This is a genomic window from Actinomycetospora sp. NBRC 106378 (assembly GCF_030269685.1).
Taxonomy (GTDB): domain Bacteria; phylum Actinomycetota; class Actinomycetes; order Mycobacteriales; family Pseudonocardiaceae; genus Actinomycetospora.
This window is the reverse complement of record NZ_BSTT01000015.1, coordinates 94,299-114,373: the sequence shown is the minus strand read 5'-3', so window position 1 is coordinate 114,373 and position 20,075 is coordinate 94,299. Positions and strand designations below refer to the sequence as shown.

General features: G+C 72.3%; 20 protein-coding genes. 12 read left to right on the top strand and 8 right to left on the bottom strand.

The features are described 5' to 3' along the window. Nucleotides 1–47 precede the first annotated feature (47 nt). From QSK00_RS25435 to QSK00_RS25420, 4 genes are read left to right on the top strand one after another with little or no spacing between them, the layout of a single operon-like run. A complete protein-coding gene (locus QSK00_RS25435; RefSeq protein WP_285595407.1) occupies nucleotides 48–1,820 on the top strand; it encodes a carbamoyltransferase family protein in 1,773 nt (590 codons plus the stop codon). Continuing rightward, entirely contained in the window at nucleotides 1,817–2,830 is a 1,014-nt protein-coding gene (locus QSK00_RS25430) for an LLM class flavin-dependent oxidoreductase (protein WP_285595405.1), read from the top strand. The genes QSK00_RS25435 and QSK00_RS25430 overlap by 4 nt, the downstream gene beginning before the upstream one ends. Beyond that, on the top strand, nucleotides 2,827–4,413 hold the full coding sequence (locus QSK00_RS25425) for an amino acid adenylation domain-containing protein (protein WP_285595402.1): 1,587 nt from the start codon (nucleotides 2,827–2,829) through the stop codon (nucleotides 4,411–4,413). Before QSK00_RS25430 ends, QSK00_RS25425 begins: the two co-directional genes overlap by 4 nt. Further along, nucleotides 4,413–4,673 (top strand): acyl carrier protein, encoded by a 261-nt coding sequence (locus tag QSK00_RS25420; RefSeq protein ID WP_285595399.1) that lies wholly within the window; start codon nucleotides 4,413–4,415, stop codon nucleotides 4,671–4,673. Before QSK00_RS25425 ends, QSK00_RS25420 begins: the two co-directional genes overlap by 1 nt. A gap of 68 nt (nucleotides 4,674–4,741) precedes the next feature. Here QSK00_RS25420 and QSK00_RS25415 read toward each other — a convergent pair whose 3' ends face one another. The 3 genes from QSK00_RS25415 to QSK00_RS25405 all read right to left on the bottom strand — a co-directional run bounded on the left by QSK00_RS25415 (nucleotide 4,742) and on the right by QSK00_RS25405 (nucleotide 7,721). After that, complete coding sequence (locus QSK00_RS25415; protein WP_285595397.1) at nucleotides 4,742–5,566, bottom strand: VWA domain-containing protein; 825 nt, start codon at nucleotides 5,564–5,566, stop codon at nucleotides 4,742–4,744. Nucleotides 5,567–5,643: 77 nt separating this feature from the next. Next, the gene (locus tag QSK00_RS25410) at nucleotides 5,644–6,567 is read right to left on the bottom strand and encodes an AAA family ATPase (protein ID WP_285595395.1); all 924 of its coding nucleotides are present in this window, start codon (nucleotides 6,565–6,567) and stop codon (nucleotides 5,644–5,646) included. A 35-nt stretch (nucleotides 6,568–6,602) separates the two neighbouring features. Then, a complete protein-coding gene (locus tag QSK00_RS25405; protein ID WP_285595393.1) occupies nucleotides 6,603–7,721 on the bottom strand; it encodes an NDMA-dependent alcohol dehydrogenase in 1,119 nt (372 codons plus the stop codon). Between the two features lie 161 nt (nucleotides 7,722–7,882). Here QSK00_RS25405 and QSK00_RS25400 point away from each other — a divergent pair, with 161 nt between their 5' ends. The 3 genes from QSK00_RS25400 to katG all read left to right on the top strand — a co-directional run bounded on the left by QSK00_RS25400 (nucleotide 7,883) and on the right by katG (nucleotide 11,976). Next, the gene (locus QSK00_RS25400; protein WP_285595391.1) at nucleotides 7,883–9,211 is read left to right on the top strand and encodes an ammonium transporter; all 1,329 of its coding nucleotides are present in this window, start codon (nucleotides 7,883–7,885) and stop codon (nucleotides 9,209–9,211) included. A gap of 97 nt (nucleotides 9,212–9,308) precedes the next feature. Further along, entirely contained in the window at nucleotides 9,309–9,776 is a 468-nt protein-coding gene (locus tag QSK00_RS25395; RefSeq protein ID WP_285595389.1) for a Fur family transcriptional regulator, read from the top strand. Between the two features lie 22 nt (nucleotides 9,777–9,798). Next, a complete protein-coding gene (gene katG / locus QSK00_RS25390; RefSeq protein ID WP_285595456.1) occupies nucleotides 9,799–11,976 on the top strand; it encodes a catalase/peroxidase HPI in 2,178 nt (725 codons plus the stop codon). A gap of 107 nt (nucleotides 11,977–12,083) precedes the next feature. Here the strand turns inward: katG and QSK00_RS25385 are convergent, their stop codons facing one another. Together QSK00_RS25385 and QSK00_RS25380 are read right to left on the bottom strand one after the other, a co-directional pair. Beyond that, nucleotides 12,084–12,878 (bottom strand): MOSC domain-containing protein, encoded by a 795-nt coding sequence (locus QSK00_RS25385; RefSeq protein ID WP_285595387.1) that lies wholly within the window; start codon nucleotides 12,876–12,878, stop codon nucleotides 12,084–12,086. A 30-nt stretch (nucleotides 12,879–12,908) separates the two neighbouring features. Continuing rightward, the gene (locus QSK00_RS25380) at nucleotides 12,909–13,964 is read right to left on the bottom strand and encodes a flavin-containing monooxygenase (RefSeq protein ID WP_285595385.1); all 1,056 of its coding nucleotides are present in this window, start codon (nucleotides 13,962–13,964) and stop codon (nucleotides 12,909–12,911) included. A gap of 12 nt (nucleotides 13,965–13,976) precedes the next feature. Here QSK00_RS25380 and QSK00_RS25375 point away from each other — a divergent pair, with 12 nt between their 5' ends. Further along, nucleotides 13,977–14,756, top strand: coding sequence for an aldo/keto reductase (locus QSK00_RS25375; RefSeq protein ID WP_285595384.1), 780 nt, complete (start codon nucleotides 13,977–13,979; stop codon nucleotides 14,754–14,756). Here the strand turns inward: QSK00_RS25375 and QSK00_RS25370 are convergent. Then, on the bottom strand, nucleotides 14,753–15,931 hold the full coding sequence (locus tag QSK00_RS25370) for a cytochrome P450 (RefSeq protein WP_285595382.1): 1,179 nt from the start codon (nucleotides 15,929–15,931) through the stop codon (nucleotides 14,753–14,755). The genes QSK00_RS25375 and QSK00_RS25370 overlap by 4 nt on opposite strands. A 219-nt stretch (nucleotides 15,932–16,150) precedes the next feature. Between QSK00_RS25370 and QSK00_RS25365 the strand changes: the two genes are divergently transcribed. Beyond that, on the top strand, nucleotides 16,151–16,450 hold the full coding sequence (locus tag QSK00_RS25365) for a hypothetical protein (protein WP_285595380.1): 300 nt from the start codon (nucleotides 16,151–16,153) through the stop codon (nucleotides 16,448–16,450). Between the two features lie 22 nt (nucleotides 16,451–16,472). Here the strand turns inward: QSK00_RS25365 and QSK00_RS25360 are convergent, their stop codons facing one another. Together QSK00_RS25360 and QSK00_RS25355 are read right to left on the bottom strand one after the other, a co-directional pair. Further along, nucleotides 16,473–17,318, bottom strand: a complete 846-nt coding sequence (locus tag QSK00_RS25360; RefSeq protein WP_285595376.1) for an SDR family oxidoreductase — start codon at nucleotides 17,316–17,318, stop codon at nucleotides 16,473–16,475. Between the two features lie 65 nt (nucleotides 17,319–17,383). Next, nucleotides 17,384–18,319: a DUF808 domain-containing protein gene (locus tag QSK00_RS25355; protein ID WP_285595374.1), complete on the bottom strand. Its 936-nt coding sequence runs from the start codon at nucleotides 18,317–18,319 to the stop codon at nucleotides 17,384–17,386. A 107-nt stretch (nucleotides 18,320–18,426) separates the two neighbouring features. On the opposite strand from QSK00_RS25355, the gene QSK00_RS25350 reads away from it, so the two are divergent. The 3 genes from QSK00_RS25350 (at nucleotide 18,427) to QSK00_RS25340 (ending at nucleotide 20,072) form a co-directional block, all read left to right on the top strand. Further along, the gene (locus QSK00_RS25350) at nucleotides 18,427–18,690 is read left to right on the top strand and encodes a hypothetical protein (RefSeq protein ID WP_285595372.1); all 264 of its coding nucleotides are present in this window, start codon (nucleotides 18,427–18,429) and stop codon (nucleotides 18,688–18,690) included. A 120-nt stretch (nucleotides 18,691–18,810) separates the two neighbouring features. Beyond that, nucleotides 18,811–19,386, top strand: a complete 576-nt coding sequence (locus QSK00_RS25345; protein WP_285595370.1) for a LamG domain-containing protein — start codon at nucleotides 18,811–18,813, stop codon at nucleotides 19,384–19,386. Nucleotides 19,387–19,445: 59 nt separating this feature from the next. Beyond that, nucleotides 19,446–20,072, top strand: a complete 627-nt coding sequence (locus QSK00_RS25340) for a polysaccharide deacetylase family protein (protein ID WP_285595368.1) — start codon at nucleotides 19,446–19,448, stop codon at nucleotides 20,070–20,072. Nucleotides 20,073–20,075 lie beyond the last annotated feature (3 nt).

The following is a 20,075-nucleotide window of genomic DNA, read 5'->3' as shown; positions in this document are numbered from 1 at the left end:
ACGTCATAGTGGGAGAACATCCGCACGTCGCCGTGGAGGGCCAGTCGATGATCGTTCTCGGACTCAGCGGTCTCCCGAATTCCCAGCGGAGACTCCGCGAGACGAATCCGGACATCGACCCCCTCGATGCACGCATCACCCAGGGTCTCGACAGCGCCGCCGCGATCATCGTCGACGGTGTGCTCGTCGCCGCGGCCTCCGAGGAGCGCTTCGACGGTGACAAGGGCACCGGGGCGCTGCCCCGCCAGGCCATCGCGTGGTGCCTGGCGGAGGCGGGCGTGGCCGCCGACGACGTCGACGTGGTCGCCCACGGGTTCGACTACGACCGGCACCGGCGGGCGTTCGTGCTCGCCAGGCAGTACTTCGACGAGGTGCTGAGTTCGCAGACGGTGCGTGACGCCCTCACCGACGCCGGCTGGCCGCAGCTCGCCGCGACGCTGACCCCCGTCGAGCACCACCGCGCGCACGCGCTCTCCGCCATCGTCCCCAGTGGGTTCGACCGCGGCCTCGCCGTCGTCTCCGACGGCATGGGCGAGGTCGACTCGTTGTCGATCTTCCGGTTCTCCCGGGGCGGGCGCGGCGACGGGGAAGGGCCGGCGACGGAACTGGAGAAGCTGCACACGCAGCCGATCGCGTCGTCGCTGGGAATCCTGTACTCGATCGGCACCCGCTTCCTCGGATTCCAGTTCAACAACGACGAGTACAAGGTCATGGGCCTCGCGCCCTACGGCGACCCGTCGCGTTATCGCGAGGTGTTCCAGAAGCTCACGCGATTCGATCATGACAAGGGCAGCGTCGTGATCGACTGGCCGAGCGGGGCACTCGCCGACGCCGAGCACGGCTACCCGCACGCGCGGGCGCTGCTCGAGGAGCAGACCTTCACGCCGGCGAAGCCCGACGGTTCGATCCAGCGCGACGAGGCCGACTTCGCCGCGTCGATGCAGGAGCGCCTGACCGACCTGCTGGTGGACCTCGTGGGGCACTGGCTGGAGAAGACCGGCGAGACGAACCTGGCCCTCGCGGGCGGCACGTTCCTCAACTGCAAGTCCAACCAGTCGATCGCCGACCTCCCGGCGCTGCAGGCCCTGTTCGTGCAGCCGGCCTCCGGCGACGACGGCACCGCCCTCGGCGCCGCCTACGCGGTCGCGGAGGACCTGCAGCCGGTCGCGACGCCGTTCGACCCGTACCTGGGCGCGCGCTACTCCGCCGACGACGTGCGCGCGGTCCTGCAGGCGCGCCCCGACCTGCAGTGGCGCGAGGTCGGGATGACCGACGAGTACCTCGCCGCCGCCGCGGACGACATCGCCGCCGACCGGATCATCGCCGTGTTCCACGGGCGGATGGAGTTCGGGCCGCGGGCGCTGGGCAACCGCTCGATCGTCGCCCGGCCCGACGGCGACCGGATCAAGGACCGGATCAACTCCGCGGTCAAGTTCCGCGAGGCGTTCCGTCCGTTCGCGCCGGCCGTGCACGTCGACGACCGCGACCGGCTCTTCGTCACCCGCGGCTTCGACCCCGACCACTACATGCTCTGCACCGCGCACGTCCGCCCGGAGGCCAAGGCGGCGCTGTCGGGCATCGTCCACGAGGACGACTCGGCGCGGATCCAGACCGTGACGCCGGGCCTCAACCCGACGTTCGCGTCGCTGCTGGAGAAGGTCCGGGACCGGACGGGCACCGGCTGCGTCGTGAACACGTCGTTCAACGTCAAGGGCCAGCCGCTGATCATGGACCCGGCGACGGCCGTCGACACCTTCGCACGGATCGCGCTCGACCGCCTCTACATCGAGGGATTCGTGGTGGAGGGGACCCCGTCGTGACCGGTGGGGTCCAGATCTACTCCACCTGCCCGCAGTCGAAGGACGTGCCGACGGGGGAGTACGCGCAGGCGGTCGCCGAGGTGGCGCGCTGGAGCGAGGCCGCGGGCTGCACGGGGATGCTCGTCTACACCGACAACGGCATCGCCGACCCGTGGCTCGTCGCGCAGCACGCCATCGCCGCCACCGAGCGGCTCGCGCCGCTGGTCGCGGTGCAGCCGGTGTACATGCACCCGTTCACCGCGGCGTCGATGGTCAGCTCGCTCGGCTACCTGCACGGCCGGGCGGTGCACCTCAACATGCTGGCCGGCGGGTTCCGCAACGACCTCCTCGCGCTCGGCGACCCCACCGAGCACGACGACCGCTACGCCCGCACCACCGAGTACACGCAGATCCTGATGGCCCTGCTCCGCGGGGAGACGGTCACCCACGAGGGTCGCTGGCACCAGGTGCACAACCTGCGCCTCGCGCCCGCGCTGCCGGCCGAGCTGATGCCGGAGGTGCTGATCTCCGGGTCGTCCCCGGCCGGGCGTGCCGCCGCCGAGGCGCTCGGTGCGGTGCCGATCCGCTACCCCGAGCCGCTCGGGCGCGAGACCGGGGAGGCTCCCGACGGCGGGGGTGTCCGGGTCGGGATCGTCGCGCGCGAGGACACGGCCGACGCCTGGAAGGTCGCCGAGGAGCGGTTCCCCACCGACCGCCGCGGACAGATCGCGCACTCGATGGCGATGCGCGCCAGTGACTCGTCGTGGCACGCGCAGCTCTCGGAGGCCGCTCGCGGCCAGGAGGTCGTCGACGACGGCTCCGGCGAGCCCGACCCGTTCTGGCTCGGGCCGTTCCAGAACTACCAGACCTTCTGCCCGTACCTGGTCGGCTCCTACGACCGCGTCGCCGCCGCGATCGCGCACTACGCGGCGCAGGGCACGCGGGTCTTCGTGCTGGACATCCCGCCGTCGGCCGAGGAGCTCGACCACATCGGCGAGGTGTTCCGCCGGGCGGGGGTCGTCCCGCGATGACCCGTCTCGAGGACCTCCTCGTCGCCTCGGCCGAGCGGTCGCCGGGGTCGACGGCGCTGATCGGTCCGGACGGCGTGGAGCGGCTGACCTACGCCGAGCTCGACGCCGTCACCGACCGCATCGCCACGATGCTCGTCGACCGGGGCGTGGCCCCGGGCGACCGGGTCGGCGTGCTCGCGGCCAAGACGCCGTGGACCATCGCCTCACTGATCGGCACGCTGAAGGCCGGTGCGGTCTACGTGCCGGTCGACTCGGCGTCGCCGGCGACCCGGGTCGCCCGCATCATCCGCTCCGCCGAGCCGTCGGTGCTGCTGGCCGACGCCACGGCCACGAAGCTCGTCGACGGCCTGGTCGCCGAGGGGCTCTCGGACCTCACGGTCGGGTCGCTGGAGTCGCCCCTCGAGGGGGAGCGGTTCACCTCCGCGTTCTCCCGGTCGGACATCGAAGCGCTCGACGCGACCCGACCCGGCAGCGTCCCCGGGAAGGACCCCCTCGCGCACCTGCTCTTCACCTCGGGCTCCACCGGGATCCCGAAGGGCGTGATGATCACGCACGACATGGTGTCGGCGTTCGTCGACTGGGCCCTCGGGCACTTCGGCACGAAGCCGGGCGACCGCATCTCCGCGCACCCGCCCCTGCACTTCGACCTGTCGACGTTCGACATCTACGCCACGCTCGCGGCCGGCGCGGAGCTGCACCTCGTGCCGGCGTCGCTGGGTCTCGACGCCCGGAAGACCGCCGCGTTCATCCGCGACCGCCAGCTGACGCAGTGGTTCTCGGTGCCCTCGGTGCTCACCTACCTGGCGCGGTTCGAGGCCGTCGCCGAACACGACTTCCCGGCCCTCGAGCGCCTGCTGTGGTGCGGCGAGGTGCTGCCGACGCCGATCCTCGCGCACTGGATGCGGAAGCTGCCGCACGTGCGGTTCACCAACCTCTACGGGCCCACCGAGGCGACGATCGCGTCGTCGTACCACGACGTCCCCGCCGTGCCGGCCGACGAGTCCGTGCCGGTGCCGATCGGGGTGCCGTGCGCGGGCGAGTCGCTGATCGTGCTGGAGGACGGCGCCCCGGCCCCGGTCGGGGAGATCGGCGAGCTGTACATCGGCGGGGTCGGGCTGTCGCCGGGCTACTGGCGCGACCAGGAGAAGACCGACGCCGCGTTCGTCACCGGGCCCGACGGCCGGCGGATCTACAAGACCGGTGACCTCGCGCGGGTCGACGACGAGGGCGTCGTGCACTTCCTCGGCCGGACCGACTCGCAGATCAAGTCGCGCGGGTACCGGATCGAGCTCGGCGAGGTCGAGACCGCGGTCAACACAGTGACCGGGGTCAAGGAGTGCGCGGTGGTCGGCGTCGACCTCGGCGGGTTCGAGGGCACGACGATCTGCTGCGCGTACTCCGTCGCGGCCGGGGCATCCCTGCCCGTGAACGACATGCGGCGCGCGGTCACGGCCCTGCTGCCGCGCTACATGGTGCCGGCGAAGTGGGACGTGCTCGACGAGCTGCCCAAGAACGTGAACGGAAAGATCGATCGGCCGGTGCTGCGGGAGCGCTTCCGGCCGGCCCCGAAGGAGAGCGAGTGATGTTGACCGAGACCACGGCCGCGCTCCGTGCCCAGGTGGCGGACGTGGTGAGCGACCGCGCCGGGATCGACGTCCCCTCGGTCGACGAGGACCTCCTCGAGGCCGGGCTCATCGACTCGCTCGCGCTCGTGACGCTGATCGTCGCGCTCGAGGAGACCTTCGGCGTGCAGCTGCCACTCGACGACTTCGACATCGAGCGGTTCCGCTCGGTCGCGTCGATGGCGGACTTCCTCGCCGAGATGGGCGCCGAGCCGGCCTAGGTGCGCTCCGCGTCTGTGAGTACTTTTCCGTGCCGGGACACGGAAAAGTACTCACAGGGCGAAGCCACCTACGCGTCGAGCAGCCTCGCCAGGGCGGCCGGGGCGTCCGACGGGTCGGCCATCGTCTCCACCCGTGCGCCGACCGCCTCGGCCAGCGCGACGGCGTCCGACGCGTCGTCGGCCGGCGCGAGGATCAGCAGCTCGTCCAGGGACGCCGCGAGCGGGATCGGGTCCTTGTCGTCGGTGGACCGGCAGTCGGAGAGCAGCACGGTCACCCGACGCGACGACCGGGCCGCCACGAGCTGGTCGGCGGCCGACCGCATCGCGGCCGACAGCCCCGTGACGCCGTGCCCCCGCAGGGCCAGGAGCTGGTCGACCAGCGTCTCCGGCGGGGTCGGCTGGTGCAGCCCGCGCTGTACCGTCGCCTCCCGCTCGAAGGACACCACCGCGAACTCCTCCGGCGCCCGCCACGCGCACGCGGCCGCGGTGAGGGCGGCCGCCGCGAGCCGGCCGCCCGTCATCGACCCCGAGGTGTCGACGAGCAGGCACAGCGCGATCCCCGGCTGGGCCCAGTCGACGGCGTACAGGTCCTCGAGGTGCGGCGGCAGACCCCCCGCGTGCGCCTCGGTGAGGGCCTCCATCGACGCGTCGACGTCGAGGTCCCCGCCCCGGTCGGCCGGGCGGAGCCGGAGCTTCGAGGACCCCCGGGCCCGCGACGGCCCGACCTTGGAACGCTCGAGCAGGATCGTGCCCGCCAGTCGGCGGGCCTTCTCCCGCAGCGTCTCGTCGGTCGCCTTCGTCAGGTCGACGAGGAGCTCCATCGCCGCACCCGGGTCCTCGCGCATCAGCGCGTCGAAGGCCTCCTGGTCGATCTCCCCGACCTGCGGGGACACCGACTCGAAGTCCTCGTGCCGACGCGCGAGGTCCGAGCGGGACGTCGTGGGCGCCGCCTTCTGCCGGGACGGCCGGTCTACCCCGCTGCCCGCGCCGGGCGGGCTCTGGCTCCCCCCGACGCATCATCGTCCCCGGAGTCCTGGCTCGGGTCGGACTCCGACGGCTCCCGCCCGAACACCGCCTCGTAGAGCTCGCGGATGACCTCCTCGGGCGTGCGCCGGGCCGACTCGATCACCTTGATGCGACCCGACAGCGCGACGGTGGCGGCGTCGAGCCCGACCCGCCAGTCGTCGACCGCCCGGTCGCGGGCGGCGGCCAGCGACACGGTGACCCGCGCGAGGTCGATGGCGCCGCGCACCGACGAGCCGCTGCGCAGGTCCTTGTGCTCCCGGGTCCGGCGGACCAGGTCGACGGCCTTCTCGCGCCAGCCGTCGGGGGTCACCGGGGCCCGCCCCGCCACGATCTGCGTCTCGTCCGCCGCGGACTGGTAGCCCATGGCGATCCGGCAGGTGCGGTCGTGCAGCGCCGCGGAGATCCGGGCGGTGCCGACCGCGTCGTACGGGTTCATCGCCGCGACCATGCGGAAGCCGGGCTCCGCGGCGATGCGCCCCAGCCGGGGCACGTGCAGCTCACCCTCGCTCATCACCGTGATGAGGACGTTCAGGGTCTCCTCGGGGACGCGGTTGAGCTCCTCGATGTAGAGCAGCCCGCCCTCGCGCAGCGCCGACACCAACGGCCCGTCGACGAAGATCTCCTCGACGTAGCCGTCGGCCAGCACGCGGGCCGGGTCGAAGTGCCCGACCAACCGCGCCGGCGTCAGCTCGGCGTTCCCCTCGACGAAGTGGAAGCCGATGCTGCGGGAGTGCGCGACGCCGCGGAGCAGCGTCGACTTCCCGGTGCCCGGCGGGCCCTCGAGGACGACATGGGTACCGCCGTCGAGCGCGGCCTGGAGGAGTTCGGTCTCCCGGCCGCGCCCGACGGTGGCGACGGTGTCCGCCAACGTGCTCGTACTCCGTTCCTGGGGGCTCGGCGCCCTCAGTGCTCGTGGATCAGGACGCCGCGGACGTTGTCGCCGTTGAGCAGGGCGTCGTAGCCCTCGTTGACCTGCTCCAGGGTGTAGGTCTTCGTGATGAGCTCGTCGAGCTTGATGTCCCCGCTCTGGTACATGCCCAGGATCTTGGGGATGTCCGTGGTCGGGTTGCAGTCGCCGAAGAGCGTGCCCTTCACCGTCTTCTTGAACAGCGTCATGATCGAGCCCGGCAGCTGGACGTTCGTCTCGGTCAGCTTGTTGAGACCGGTGAGGACGACGGTGCCGCCCTTGCCGATGGCGTCGAAGGCGCCGGTGACGATCTCCTGGGTGACCAGGCCCGCCGTCACGACGGCCTTGTCCGCGCCGTTGCCGTTGGTCATCTGACGCGCGAGGTCGGCGGCCTCCTCGATCGAGCCGACGGCGTGCGTGGCGCCGAGCTCCATGGCCTTCTCGCGCTTGTTCTCCAGGGGGTCCACGGCGATGAGGTTCTTCGCGCCCGCGAAGCGCGCGCCCTGCACGGCGTTGATGCCGATGCCGCCGACGCCGGAGACGATGACCGTCTCACCGGGCTGCACGTCGGCCGCGTAGACCGCCGAGCCCCAGCCGGTGGGGACGCCGCAGCCGACGAGCACGGCCTTGTCCAGCGGCAGGTCGTCCTCGACCTTGACCACGGAGGTCTGGCTGATCGTCCCGTACTGGCTGAACGTGCCGATCATGCACATCGCGCCGTAGTTCTTCTCCGGGCCGGGGCCGGTGAAGGGGAAGCGGCCGCCGGGCAGCTCGCCGGAGAGGATGTTCGCGCCCATGTCGCAGATGGCCTGCTGGCCGGTGGCGCACCAGCGGCAGACGCCGCAGTTGGGGATGAACGAGCAGACGACGTGGTCGCCCGGCTTCACGCGCGTGACGCCCGGACCGACCTCCTCGATGATGCCCGCGCCCTCGTGGCCCAGCACCATCGGGAGCCGCGCCTCGAGGTCGCCGTGGGCGATGTGCACGTCGGAGTGGCAGAGCCCGGCGTGGGTGTACCGGATGAGGACCTCGCCCTCCTCCGGGCCCGCGAGGTCGAGCTCGACGATCTCGATCGGCTTGCCGGTCTCGTAGACGACAGCAGCCTTGGTCTTCATAGGGAAACGTCCTCCTCGACGATGGACACGTCACACATGCAGCGGTGGCGATGCTCACATGGATCGGCGCCCGTCGCCAGCCCCCACAGCCGGGTGCAGCGGCGTCACATCCGTGTCACATGTTCGGTCGCGCACGTCCGAGCGCGTGGCAGACTCCGCGCGTGATCGACTCGGGCAGCGCGGCCTGGATGCTGACGGCCACCGGTCTCGTCATGCTCATGACGCCGGGTCTGGCGCTCTTCTACGGCGGCATGGTGCGGACCAAGGCCGTCCTCAACACGATGATGACGACGTTCGTCTGCCTCGGGGTGGTCGGCATCGTCTGGGTGGCCTACGGCTGGTCGCTCGCGTTCGGGTCCGACTCCTCCGGCGGGCTCGTGGGCGGGTTCTCCGATGCCGGGATGCGCCACCTCGACACCCAGGTGGTCGGCGCCGGTTCCAGCGCGGTGCCGACCGGCGTGTTCGCGATGTTCCAGCTGATGTTCGCGATCATCACGGTCGCCCTGCTCGCCGGCGCGGTCGCCGAGCGCGTGCGGTTCTGGCCGTGGACGCTGTTCGTGGCGGTGTGGGTCACGCTCGTCTACATCCCCGAGGCGCACTGGGTGTTCGCGATCGACGGCGCCGTCGCGCCCGACGCGGTCGGCGGGTGGATCGCGAACCGGCTGCACGCCCTCGACTTCGCGGGCGGCACCGCTGTCGAGATCAACTCGGGGGCCTCGGCGCTGGCGCTCGCGCTCGTCGTCGGGACGCGGCGCGGGTGGCCCCGCGACCCGGTCCGTCCGCACAACCTCCCGTTCGTGCTCCTCGGTGCGGGCCTGCTGTGGTTCGGCTGGTTCGGGTTCAACGCCGGGTCGGCGCTCGGCGCCACCGCCGTGGCGGGGACCGCCCTCGTCTCGACGATGCTCGCGGGCTCGGCCGCCGTCGTCGCCTGGCTGGTGGTGGAGCAGATCCGCGACGGCAGGCCGACGTCGCTGGGGGCCGCCTCGGGCGCGGTGGCGGGACTGGTCGGCATCACCCCCGCGTGCGCCTACGTGGAGCCGCTCGGGGCGGTCGCGATCGGGCTCGCGGCCGGCGCGATCTGCGCGAGCGCGGTCCGGCTGAAGTTCCGCTACGGCTTCGACGACTCGCTCGACGTCGTCGCGGTGCACGGCGTCGGCGGGCTCGTCGGGATGCTCCTGCTCGGGGTGCTGGCGTCGACGGCGACCAACCCGGCGGGCGCCGACGGACTGCTCTACGGGGGCGGGTTCGCCCAGCTCGGGAAGCAGGCCGTGGCCGTCCTCGTCGTGCTGGCGTACTCGTTCGTCGTCACCGTGCTCATCGCCTGGGTGATCGCGCGGACCATCGGTCTGCGGGTGGACCGGGAGGTCGAGGTCGAGGGGGTCGACGAGGCCGAGCACGCCGAGAGCGGCTACGACTTCTCGCCGTTGGCGGCCGGCGCGAGCTCTCGCCGGACGGGGGCGACGCTCACCGAGCAGCGTCCGGAGCGGTGAGGACGGCCGCCGCGGCCACCCCGCCGTCACCGGTGCGAAATCTGCCGATCCCCCGCGAAACTTGACTCGTTCCAGTTTGGCGGGCAGGCTCGGTGCCGTGTCCACGACGACCGCGTACGAGCGCCAGGTGCGCGAGGCCGGTCTGCGCGTGACCCGTCCGCGCGTCGCGGTGCTCGCCGCGGTGCACGAGCACCCGCACCTCGACACGGAGGAGATCCTCGGTCTCGCCCGTGCCGACCTCGGGGCGGTCTCCCACCAGGCCGTGTACGACGTCCTGCGGGCGCTGACCACGGCGGGCCTGCTGCGCCGGATCGAGCCCGAGGGTTCACCGGCGCGGTACGAGACGCGGGTCGGGGACAACCATCACCACCTCGTGTGCCGGTCCTGCGGCACGATCGTCGACGTCGACTGCACCGTCGGCGCCGCCCCGTGCCTGACCGCCTCGGACGACCACGGCTTCGTGATCGACGAGGCGGAGGTCGTCTTCTGGGGCCTCTGCCCCACCTGTCAAGCCGCGCACGCGTCCACCACGTCTCGACCCCACGGAGGCAACACTCGTGTCTGAGCACGTCACCCGCGAAGCCGACATGAACACCGAGGACGCGGGCGGCTGCCCCGTCCACGCCGGGCGGCTCGCCCACCCGACCGAGGGTGGCGGCAACGTCGACTGGTGGCCCAACCAGCTGAACCTGCGGATCCTGCGCAGCCACACGCAGGCGTCGAACCCGATGGACGAGGACTTCGACTACGCGAAGGAGTTCGCGACCGTCGACCTCGACCAGCTCGCGGCCGACGTCGACGAGACGCTGAAGACCTCGCAGGACTGGTGGCCCGCCGACTTCGGCACCTACTCGGGCTTCATGATCCGTATGGCGTGGCACTCGGCCGGCACCTACCGCCTGGCCGACGGCCGCGGTGGCGCCGGCATGGGCATGCAGCGCTTCGCCCCGCTGAACAGCTGGCCCGACAACGGCAACCTGGACAAGGCCCGCCGCCTGCTCTGGCCGGTCAAGCAGAAGTACGGCCGGAAGCTCTCGTGGGCCGACCTCATGATCTTCGCGGGCAACCGCGCCCTCGAGATCTCGGGCTTCACCACCTTCGGCTTCGCCGGCGGTCGCCCGGACGTCTTCGAGCCCGACAACGAGACCTACTGGGGCCCGGAGAACTACTGGCTCGGCGGCGACCAGCGCTACACCGGTGACCGGCAGCTCGAGCAGCCGCTCGGCGCCTCGCAGATGGGCCTGATCTACGTCAACCCGGAGGGCCCGGACGGCAACCCCGACCCGCTGGCCGCCGCGCGCGACATCCGCGAGACCTTCGGCCGGATGGCGATGAACGACGAGGAGACCGTCGCCCTCATCGCCGGTGGGCACACCCTGGGCAAGACCCACGGTGCGGCCGACCCCGACCAGTACGTCGGCCCCGAGCCCGAAGGTGCGCCCATCGAGCAGGGCGGGCTCGGCTGGAAGCAGGAGTTCGGCAAGGGCAAGGGCCGCGACACCATCACCTCCGGCCTGGAGGTCACCTGGACCTCGACGCCGGCGAAGTGGAGCCACGGCTACTTCGAGAACCTGTTCAGCTACGAGTGGGAGCTCCACAAGTCGCCGGCCGGGGCGTGGCAGTACCGCCCGGTGAACGGTGGCGGCGCCAACACGGTGCCGGACCCGGAGACCGGTGAGCTCACCCGCCAGCCCACGATGCTGGTCACCGACATCTCGCTGAAGGTCGACCCGGTCTACCAGGAGATCTCGCGGCGGTTCCACCAGAACCCGGCCGAGTTCAACGACGCCTTCGCCCGCGCCTGGTACAAGCTGACCCACCGCGACATGGGCCCGATCGAGCGCTACATCGGCGCCTGGGTCCCGCAGGAGACGCAGATCTGGCAGGACCCGGTGCCCAAGCACGAGGGCCCGCTCCTGTCGCACGACGAGGCCGAGGAGCTCGAGAAGCAGGTCCTCGACTCGGGCCTGACGGTGGCGCAGCTGGTCAAGGCGGCCTGGGCCTCGGCGTCCACGTTCCGCATCGGTGACAAGCGCGGTGGTGCCAACGGCGCTCGCGTGCGTCTCGACCCGCAGATCGACTGGGAGGTCAACGACCCCCAGGAGCTGCGTCGCACCCTCTCGACCCTCGAGGGCATCGCGCAGTCGTCCGGCAAGGTCTCGCTGGCCGACCTGATCGTCCTCGCGGGCGGCGCGGCGATCGAGAAGGCCGCCGCGGACGCCGGCGTGCAGATCGAGGTGCCGTTCACCCCGGGCCGCACGGACGCGAGCCAGGAGTGGACCGACGTCGACTCGTTCACCTACCTCGAGCCGAAGGCCGACGGCTTCCGCAACTACCTCGGCAAGGGCCACCAGCTCCCGGCCGAGTACCTGCTGGTCGACCGGGCGAACCTGCTCAACCTCACCGCGCCCGAGATGACTGTGCTGGTCGGCGGCCTGCGGGTGCTCGGCGCGAACTCCGGCGACTCGTCGCACGGCGTGTTCACCGAGCGGGTCGGGCAGCTGACGAACGACTTCTTCACCACGCTGCTCGGGCCGGACCTCACCTGGTCGGCCTCCGGCAGCGAGGAGGGCGTCTACGAGGCCCGCGGCACCGACGGCGGGGTCCGCTACACCGGGACCCGCAACGACCTCGTGTTCAGCTCGAACTCGGAGCTGCGCGCCGTCTCGGAGATCTACGCCGAGGCCGGGTCCGAGGAGAAGTTCGTCCGCGACTTCGTCAAGGCCTGGGTGAAGGTCATGAACCTGGACCGCTACGACGTGTGAGCTCCGCTCGGGTGAGCACCCAGTGGGCTGAGCCCCACTGAGTGCTCACCGGCGAAGCACACGGCCCGGGTCGGTTGCCATCAGCAACCGGCCCGGGCCGTCGTCGTCTAGCGCAGCGAGACGGCGTCCCCGAGCGCGACGGTCCCGCCGCGCACGACCTCCGCGTACGCGCCCGCGCACGGCAGCACCCCGAAGCCGGGGACGTCGACGCGGTTCTCCCGCATCAGCGGCGTGACGGCCCTCGGCTCCCGGGGGAGCCCGCCGTGCTCGAGCGTGGGCACGGAGCACCGCGGCGTGGGCAGCGTGGGTCGCAGGACGACCTCACCGACGTGCAGCTCGCGGCCCACCCACCGGTTCTCGGCGAACGGCTCGCCGTCGGAGGAGATCACGAGGTTCGGGCGGTAGCGCAGGGCCTCCACGCCGAGGTGGTCGAGCGTGGCGGTGGTGATCAGGTGGACCGGGGAGTGGTCGACGAAGGTGTCGCCCTCGCTGCCCTGGGCGATCTCCAGGGTCGGGGCCTCGACCTCGGCATCGACCCCCTGCGCGAGCACCTCCTCCGGGTCGGGGCGCTCCACCGACGAGCCCGCCGGTCGCTGCGCGCGGAGCTCGACCGCCCGGCCGAGGTCGGCCGTGAGCGTCTCCACGAGCCGGGGGTCCTCGGCGTCGATCGTCTCGCCGTCCGGGGTCGTCACCAGCACCCGGTCGTCCCGGACCGCGGCGCTGTACTGCAGCAGCCGCCGCCACAGCCGCGGGTGCTTCGCGGTGCAGACGTAGCCCGTGGTCGGGTCCAGCAGCGCCCGCCACCGGTCGCTCTCCAGCCCGGTGGTCCCGACGACCGCCCGCTGCACCTCCTGCCCGAGCATCGACTTCACCGGGTAGCGGGTCAGGGTCGCGACCTGCACGTCGTCACTCCTCGGGTCGGGGGTTCTCGCTCAGACCGTACGTCCCGCGATCGCGCCGACGACGGCCTCGACCTGGTCCTGCAGATCCAGGCAGGGCACGTGGCCGGGTCGCGCGACGACGAGGTGCCGTCCCGGACCGTCCCCGATCCCCGCGAGGGCGGGCGGTCCGGCGTCGAAGGCGTCGGGGACCACGAGGACGTCGAGGTCGTGGCGGGTGCCGTCGGCGGTCACCAGCCCCGCGGGGTGCACGCGCGCGGACCCCACCAGCGTCACGTGGTCCCGGGCGAAGGCCTCGAGATAGCCGTCGTCGAGCCCGACGTGACCCGGCGGACCGTCCGGGACCAGACGCGGATCGGCGGTGCGGGCGCGCATGGCGGCGCGGTCGGCCACCGGGGCGACCGGTTCACCGGGGGCGGGGAAGCGGGACCGGTAGTCCGCCCGCTCCTGCCACCCGTAGACCGGGTTGTCGCGGCGGACCACGTCGACGGCGCCGTCGGAGACCACGACCAGCGACGCGACCCGGTCGACGATCCACGGCACCAGCTGCACGGTGGCGGGCGTCGTCCCGAGGATCCCGACCCGTCGGCCGGTCAGGTCGTGGCCGTCCTCGGGCCACGCGGCGGTCCGGACGACGAGGCCGCCGAAGGCCGCGGTGTCCACGCGCGGTTCGACGGGGCGACGGCCGGGACAGACGACCAGCTCCCGCGCCCGGACCGGACCGCCGGGGACGGTCTCCAGGGCCCACCCCCCGTCGTCGGGAACGGCGGAGACGACCCGCGTGCGCAGGGAGAGCGAGCGGCGCAGGTCGAGCCGGTCGGCGACGAACCGGAACCAGCGCTGCACCTCGTAGCCGGCCGGGTACCGCTCGCTCCAGCCCCAGTCGCGGTAGAGCTCCGCGGAGACGCGGTACTGGTAGTGCTCGCACGAGGTGTCGAGGTGCGAGCCGGGATAGGCGTGCCACCACCACGTGCCGCCGACGTTCCCGGCCGCGTCGAACCCGTGCACCCGCAACCCGCGCTCGCGCAGCAGGTGCAGGGCGAGCAGCCCGGAGAAGCCGGCGCCGACGACGGCCACGTCGAGGTCCATCATCGGATTCTGATGGACGGCATCCCCCGGAAGACACTCAACGACGGCAGGTCGGTCCCGCAGTTCGGGCTCGGCGTCTACCACGTCCCGCCCGAGGACACCGCGGACCTGGTGCGGACCGCGCTCGAGCTCGGCTACCGGCACGTCGACACCGCGCAGGGCTACGGCAACGAGGCGGGCGTGGGGGAGGGGCTGCGCGCGTCGGGGATCCCGCGCGAGGACGTCTGGATCACGACGAAGCTCGACGACGGCCGCCACGGCGACCCGCGGGCGGCGCTGGCCGAGAGCCTCGACCGGCTGGGCACCGACCACGTCGACCTGTTCCTCGTCCACCGCCCCGGCGACCGGGACGTCGAGACCTGGCGCGCGCTGATCGACCTCCGCGACGCCGGGTCCGCGCGCTCGATCGGGGTCTCCAACTTCTCCCGCCGCGGGATCCGGGCGCTCGTCCACGCGACCGGGGTGGTGCCGGCCGTGCACCAGATCCGGGCCAACCCGCGCACGCCGCACCGCGCGATGCAGGCCTTCCACCGGCGGCACGGCATCGCGACCGAGGCGTGGGGCCCGCTGCGTGAGGGCCGTCTGACGACGCACCCGACGGCGCGGCGGGTGGCCGACCGGGTCGGCGCCACCCCGGCCCAGGTGCTGCTGCGCTGGCACCTGGACCGGGGTCTCATCGCGTTCCCGAAGACGACCTCGCCCGAGCGGCTGGCCGAGAACCTCGGTGTGGCCCGCGTGCGCCTGTCGCCGCGCGACCTCCGCGCGATCGACCGGATGCGCCGCCGGCCCTAGCCGAGGGCGATCTCGAGGTGCTCGTAGCCCCGCAACCCGTTGTTGATCATCGGCGTGCGCGAGACGACCTCGAAGCGCGCCACCCGGTCGGCGAGCCGTTCGAGCAGCGCGGACATCTCCAGGCGGGCCAGGTGCATCCCGACGCAGACGTGCTCGCCGCGGCCGAAGGCGAGGTGGTCCGACGGCTTGCGGGTGATGTCGAAGCGGTCCGGGTCGGGGTACTTGCGCTCGTCGCGGTTGGCCGAGCCGTAGAGCAGGGCGACCCGGCTGCCGGCGGGCAGCGCGACACCGTCGATCTCGTGGTCCTCGGTGAGGACGCGGGTGAACTGCGGGACCGGGGTCTCGATCCGCAGCGCCTCGTTGATCGCGTGCGGGATCAGGGAGCGGTCGGCGCGCAGCAGCTCCCACTGGTCGGGGTGGTCGGCGAACAGCGCGATCGTCGACGCGATGCCGAGGATCGTGGTGTCGAGGCTCGGCGTCACGTAGTCGAGCATCATCACCGGGCACTTCTCGCGAGGCATCTCGCCGCGGTCGGCGGCGTCGTAGAGGTGCGCCGCCCAGCCGTTCGGGTCGATGCGTCCGGGGACCGCGTCGTTCGCCGCGAAGTCGAGGAACTCGCCGACCTTCGGCCCGGCGTCGAGGAACCGCTGGTTGCGCGGGCCCTGGACGTCCCAGATGGCCGCGGCCCACTCCAGCATCTTCATCCGGTGCTCCTCGCCGAGCCCGACCAGCTGCGAGACGACCGCCATCGGCAGGTGCTCGGCGAGCTCGGTGACGGCGTCGAAGCGCCCGGCGTCGACGACCCGGTCGACCACGCGGTCGGCCTCGGCCTCGATGGTCGGCGCGATCTCGCGCATGCGGTCGGGCCGCAGGGGACGGCCGAGCACCGAGCGCATCATCGAGTGGTCCGGCGGGTCGGAGCACAGCGTGATGCCCTCGAGGGTCCGGTTCGTCTCCTCGTCGACGAAGACCGACTTCGCCGAGGAGAACGTGCGCCAGTCCATGAGCGCCGCCCGGACGTCGGCGTAGCGCGGCAGGGCGTAGTGGCCGTGCTGCGCCATCTCGACGACGGGTCCGGCGTCGCGGAGCTCGCGGTAGATCGGATAGGGGTCCACACGGGCGTCGTCGGCGAACAGGTCGACGTCGCTGACCGGGATGTCACGCACGGCTGTCACGGCGACATCGTGATCGACCCGGGGTGACCCAGGACACCATCTTGCCGTCGAGCGGAAATCCGGTCCCCTCGTGACAGGAAAGCGTCGTTCCTGGCACCCCGTGGCAGTGACGCCACATCGTCGATCCCGTTGCGCCGCCTGCCACCGGTCCCGCGGAGGTTCGGCCCAACTTTCAACGAACGCCGATCCGGCCGGTGCCCGTGGTGCGGACGTCCCGGTGTGAACGCTTCCTCCGATTCCGTTCCCGACCCGCTGGCGGCCCTGCCCCTGCTGGCCGAGGCCGGCGTGAGCGTGTACTGGGAGCAGCTGGACGGGCGGACGGCCTGGGTCGCCGACCCCGTGACGCGCGAGGTGCGGCTCTCCCGGTCGATCCCGCCGGAGTCGCTGCTGCGCTACTTCATCGAGGCCCTCGCGGCCATCGACGAGCCGGGCGGCCCCGGGTCGCGACTCTCCCTCGTGCACACGAGCGACGACGTCGACGAGCCGTCGTCGGCGCGGGCCATCCTCCGGTCGGTCTAGAGAGCCAGGCCGGGCGGGCCGATCACAGGATCGGCGTGCCTCCGGTCACCGCGATCCGGGCTCCGCTGACATAGCTCGACTCGTCCGAGGCGAGCATGACGTAGACGGGCGCGAGCTCGGCGGGCTGGCCCGGGCGGCCGAGCGGGGTGGAGGTGCCGAATCCCTCCACGTCCTCGGGCTTCATCGTCGCGGGGATGAGCGGGGTCCAGATCGGCCCGGGCGCGACGCTGTTCGCGCGGATGCCCTTCGGCCCGTACTGCTGCGCCAGCGCACCGGTGAAGTTGGCGATGCCGGCCTTCGTGGTGTCGTAGACGATCAGCCCGGGCGGCGGCTGGTCGGAGTTGACCGAGGTCGTGTTGATGATCGAGGCGCCCGGCCGCAGGTGCGGCAGCGCCGCCTTCGTGACGTGGAAGAGGCTCCCGAGGTTGACGGCCATCGTGTGGTCCCACTCCTCGTCCGGGACGTCCTCCAGCGAGTCGCGGACCATCTGGAACGCGGCGTTGTTGACGAGCACGTCGATCCGGCCGAGTGCGTCGACGGCCCGGGCGACCAGCGCGCGGCACTGGTCGGGCTCCGCGAGGTCGCCCGGCACGAGCACGGCGCGCCGCCCGGCCTCCTCCACCCACCGCGCGGTGGTGCGGGCGTCGTCCTCCTCGGCGGGCAGGTACCCGAGCACCACGTCGGCGCCCTCCCGCGCGAACGCGATCGCGACGGCGCGACCGATGCCGCTGTCCGCGCCGGTGATCACGGTCGCCTTGCCCTCGAGCCGGCCGCTGCCGCGATAGCTCTGCTCGCCGTGATCGGCGGGCGGGTCGAGCAGCGCCTCGTGGCCGGGGTGGTCCTGGCCCTGGGCGGGCGGGTTCGTCATGGAGGTCCTCGTGCTCGGCGGCGGGGCGCGCGGATTGCCGCGCCCCGCCGTCGCGAAACGGACGCTCAGGCGTGCTGCTCGGACGAGCGCCTGGGCAGGAGGTGGATGACCGCGACGAGGATCCCGCCGACGACGAGGCCGATCAGCGCCGAGCACAGGGTGTTGACCAGCCAGCCCGGGAACCCGCCGCCGAGGAGCTCCTCGAGGTGGTGCACGAACGCGTAGGGCGGGTGGAGGCCGAGCTCGTCGACGCCGACCAGCAGGATGTGCCCGCCGACCCAGAGCATCGCGACGATCCCGACGTTCGACAGGGTCGCCAGCACGATCGGCATCGCCTTGACCAGGCCGCGGCCGAAGCCCGCGACCGCGGGGGTCTCGCGCCTCGACAGGGCGAGCCCGGCGTCGTCCATCTTCACGATCAGCGCCACCACGCCGTACACCAGCAGGGTGATGACCACGGCGACGAAGGCGAGGATGACCGCCCGCGACACGAGCCCCTCGGAGGCGACCTCGTTCAGCGCGATCACCATGATCTCGGCGCTGAGGATGAAGTCGGTGCGCACCGCGGAGGAGACGACCTTCTTCTCGTTCTCCTCAGGGGCGGCGGCCACCTCCTCGTTGCGTTTCTCGGCGTGCTCCTCGTGGCCGGTGACCTTCTCCCACACCTTCTCGGCGCCCTCGTAGGAGAGGTAGAGCCCGCCGAGCATGAGGATCGGGGTGAGCGCCCACGGCGCGAACTGACTCAGCAGCAGTGCGACCGGCAGGATGATGACGATCTTGTTGATCAGCGAGCCGCGCGCGATGCGCCCGATGATCGACAGCTCCCGCCTCGGCTCCAGACCCTGGACGTAGCGCGGGGTCACCGCCGCGTCGTCGACGACCACGCCGGCCGCCTTCGCGCTGGCGCGCCCGGCCGCGCCCGCGACGTCGTCGAGCGAGGCGGTGGTCAACCGCACCAGCGCCGCGACGTCGTCGAGCAGGGCGAACAGTCCGGCTGCCATGACCCGGAGCTTATGTCCTGATTGCGCCGCCCGGTGGCCCGCCTCGGGGGTCGCGCGGAACGGATCCCTGTGGTGGAGTCGTGTGACCTGACACACGGAGGTGGGCAGTGGCGGGATCGTGGCAGCCGGGGGACTCGGTGCCGGACCGGTGGTTGCTGGACCTGGAGGCGGGCCGGGTCTCGCTGGACGAGACCGTGCGGGCGCTGTCGGCGCACTCGTGGCCGGACGCGACGCCCGCCGGGACGAGCCTGGCCGACACCGACCCCTTTCCCGACGGCGGGTGGGTCAAGACGATGGACGCCGCGCACGCGGACGGCCGGCTCAGCGGGGAGCAGTACCGCGCGATCTACGAGGCGTGTCGGAAACGCTGATCGTCGGAGTCTCTCGACGTCGGGTTCGTCCATTCGTGATGACACTGGCGTCGAATTGACTACCGAATGCACGGATCGTGCCCTCTACTGTTCCCCACAGGGGGACACGAGGGGGACATCATGTGGCTCATCGCGCCGCTCACGCCAGGTGCGTGCCGGGCGGACCGGGAGTGGCACCACCGGGAGGTGGCGGCGCTCTCGCACGAGCTCCGCAACATCTGGACGAACGCCTGTCTGACCACGCACCTGGCGCAGGTGATGCCGCCGCCGGGGGCGATCCTGCAGGTGCCGACGATCGGCCGGATCGCGCTCGACGAGGGCGCCCCGGCGCGGTTCTCGGTCAAGCTCCGGTCCGGGCAGCTGCCGATCGACTTCCGGCGCCGCTCGGAACGGCTGGCCGCTGCCTTCCGGGTGCCGGCGGTCGAGATCGTGTCGCTCACCGACGACCACCAGTGGATCTCGGTCCGGCTCCTGGAGCCGTCGCTGTGGATCGACTACCCCGACGAGTTCGCGGTCGAGGGCTGGGACCGGCCGGTGATGGACGAGGTCGACGAGCCGGAGGAGCTCGAGCCCGTTCCGGTCGTGGACGTCGAGCCGGCGCCCACCACGGCGTTCGGGACGTTCCGCCGGTTCCTCGGGGACTTCTGGCGGGCGGACCCGGACCGGGACCGGGACCGGGTCGAGCGGACGGGCTGAGCGTCCGCGGTCGTTCCACGGCGGGGAGCCCCCCCGACGAGCGGACATCATGGACGTCGATGTCGACCCCGCTCACCGCCCTCGGCCCGATCCTGCAGGGTCGGGTGCTCTTCTCCGTCCCGACCCGGTCACCGCGGTTCGTCCTGACGTTCGACGACGGTCCCGACCCGGCGACGACGCCGGCGCTGCTCGACGTCCTCGCGCGGCACCGGGCGCGGGCGACGTTCTTCCTGATCGGCGAGCGGGCGTCCGCGCATCCGGACCTCGTGGCGCGGATCGCGGCCGAGGGGCACGAGATCGGCAACCACACGTGGCGTGACCGGCCGACGTGGCGGCTGCCGCTCGCGGAGTTCCGCGCGGACCTGCGGGCGACGCAGTCGCTGCTCGAGACCCACGGCGCGGTGCGCTGGTTCCGGCCCGGCTCCGGCTGGCCGACCCCGCGTCATCTCGCCGTCGCCGAGGAGGAGGGGCTGCGCTGCGTGCTGGGCACGGCCGTCGCGGTCGCGGGTTCCGGCGCCGGAACGGCGACGACCGCCGCGTGGCTCGCCCCGGTCGTGCGCCGAGGCGCGGTGGTCGTCCTGCACGAGGGCCCGCAGCGAGCCGGTGTTGCCGGGACCGTGGACGGGTTGCTGGAGCGCACCGCCCGGCGCGGCCTGTCGGCGGTGACGCTCTCCGCCCTGGCCTGAGGG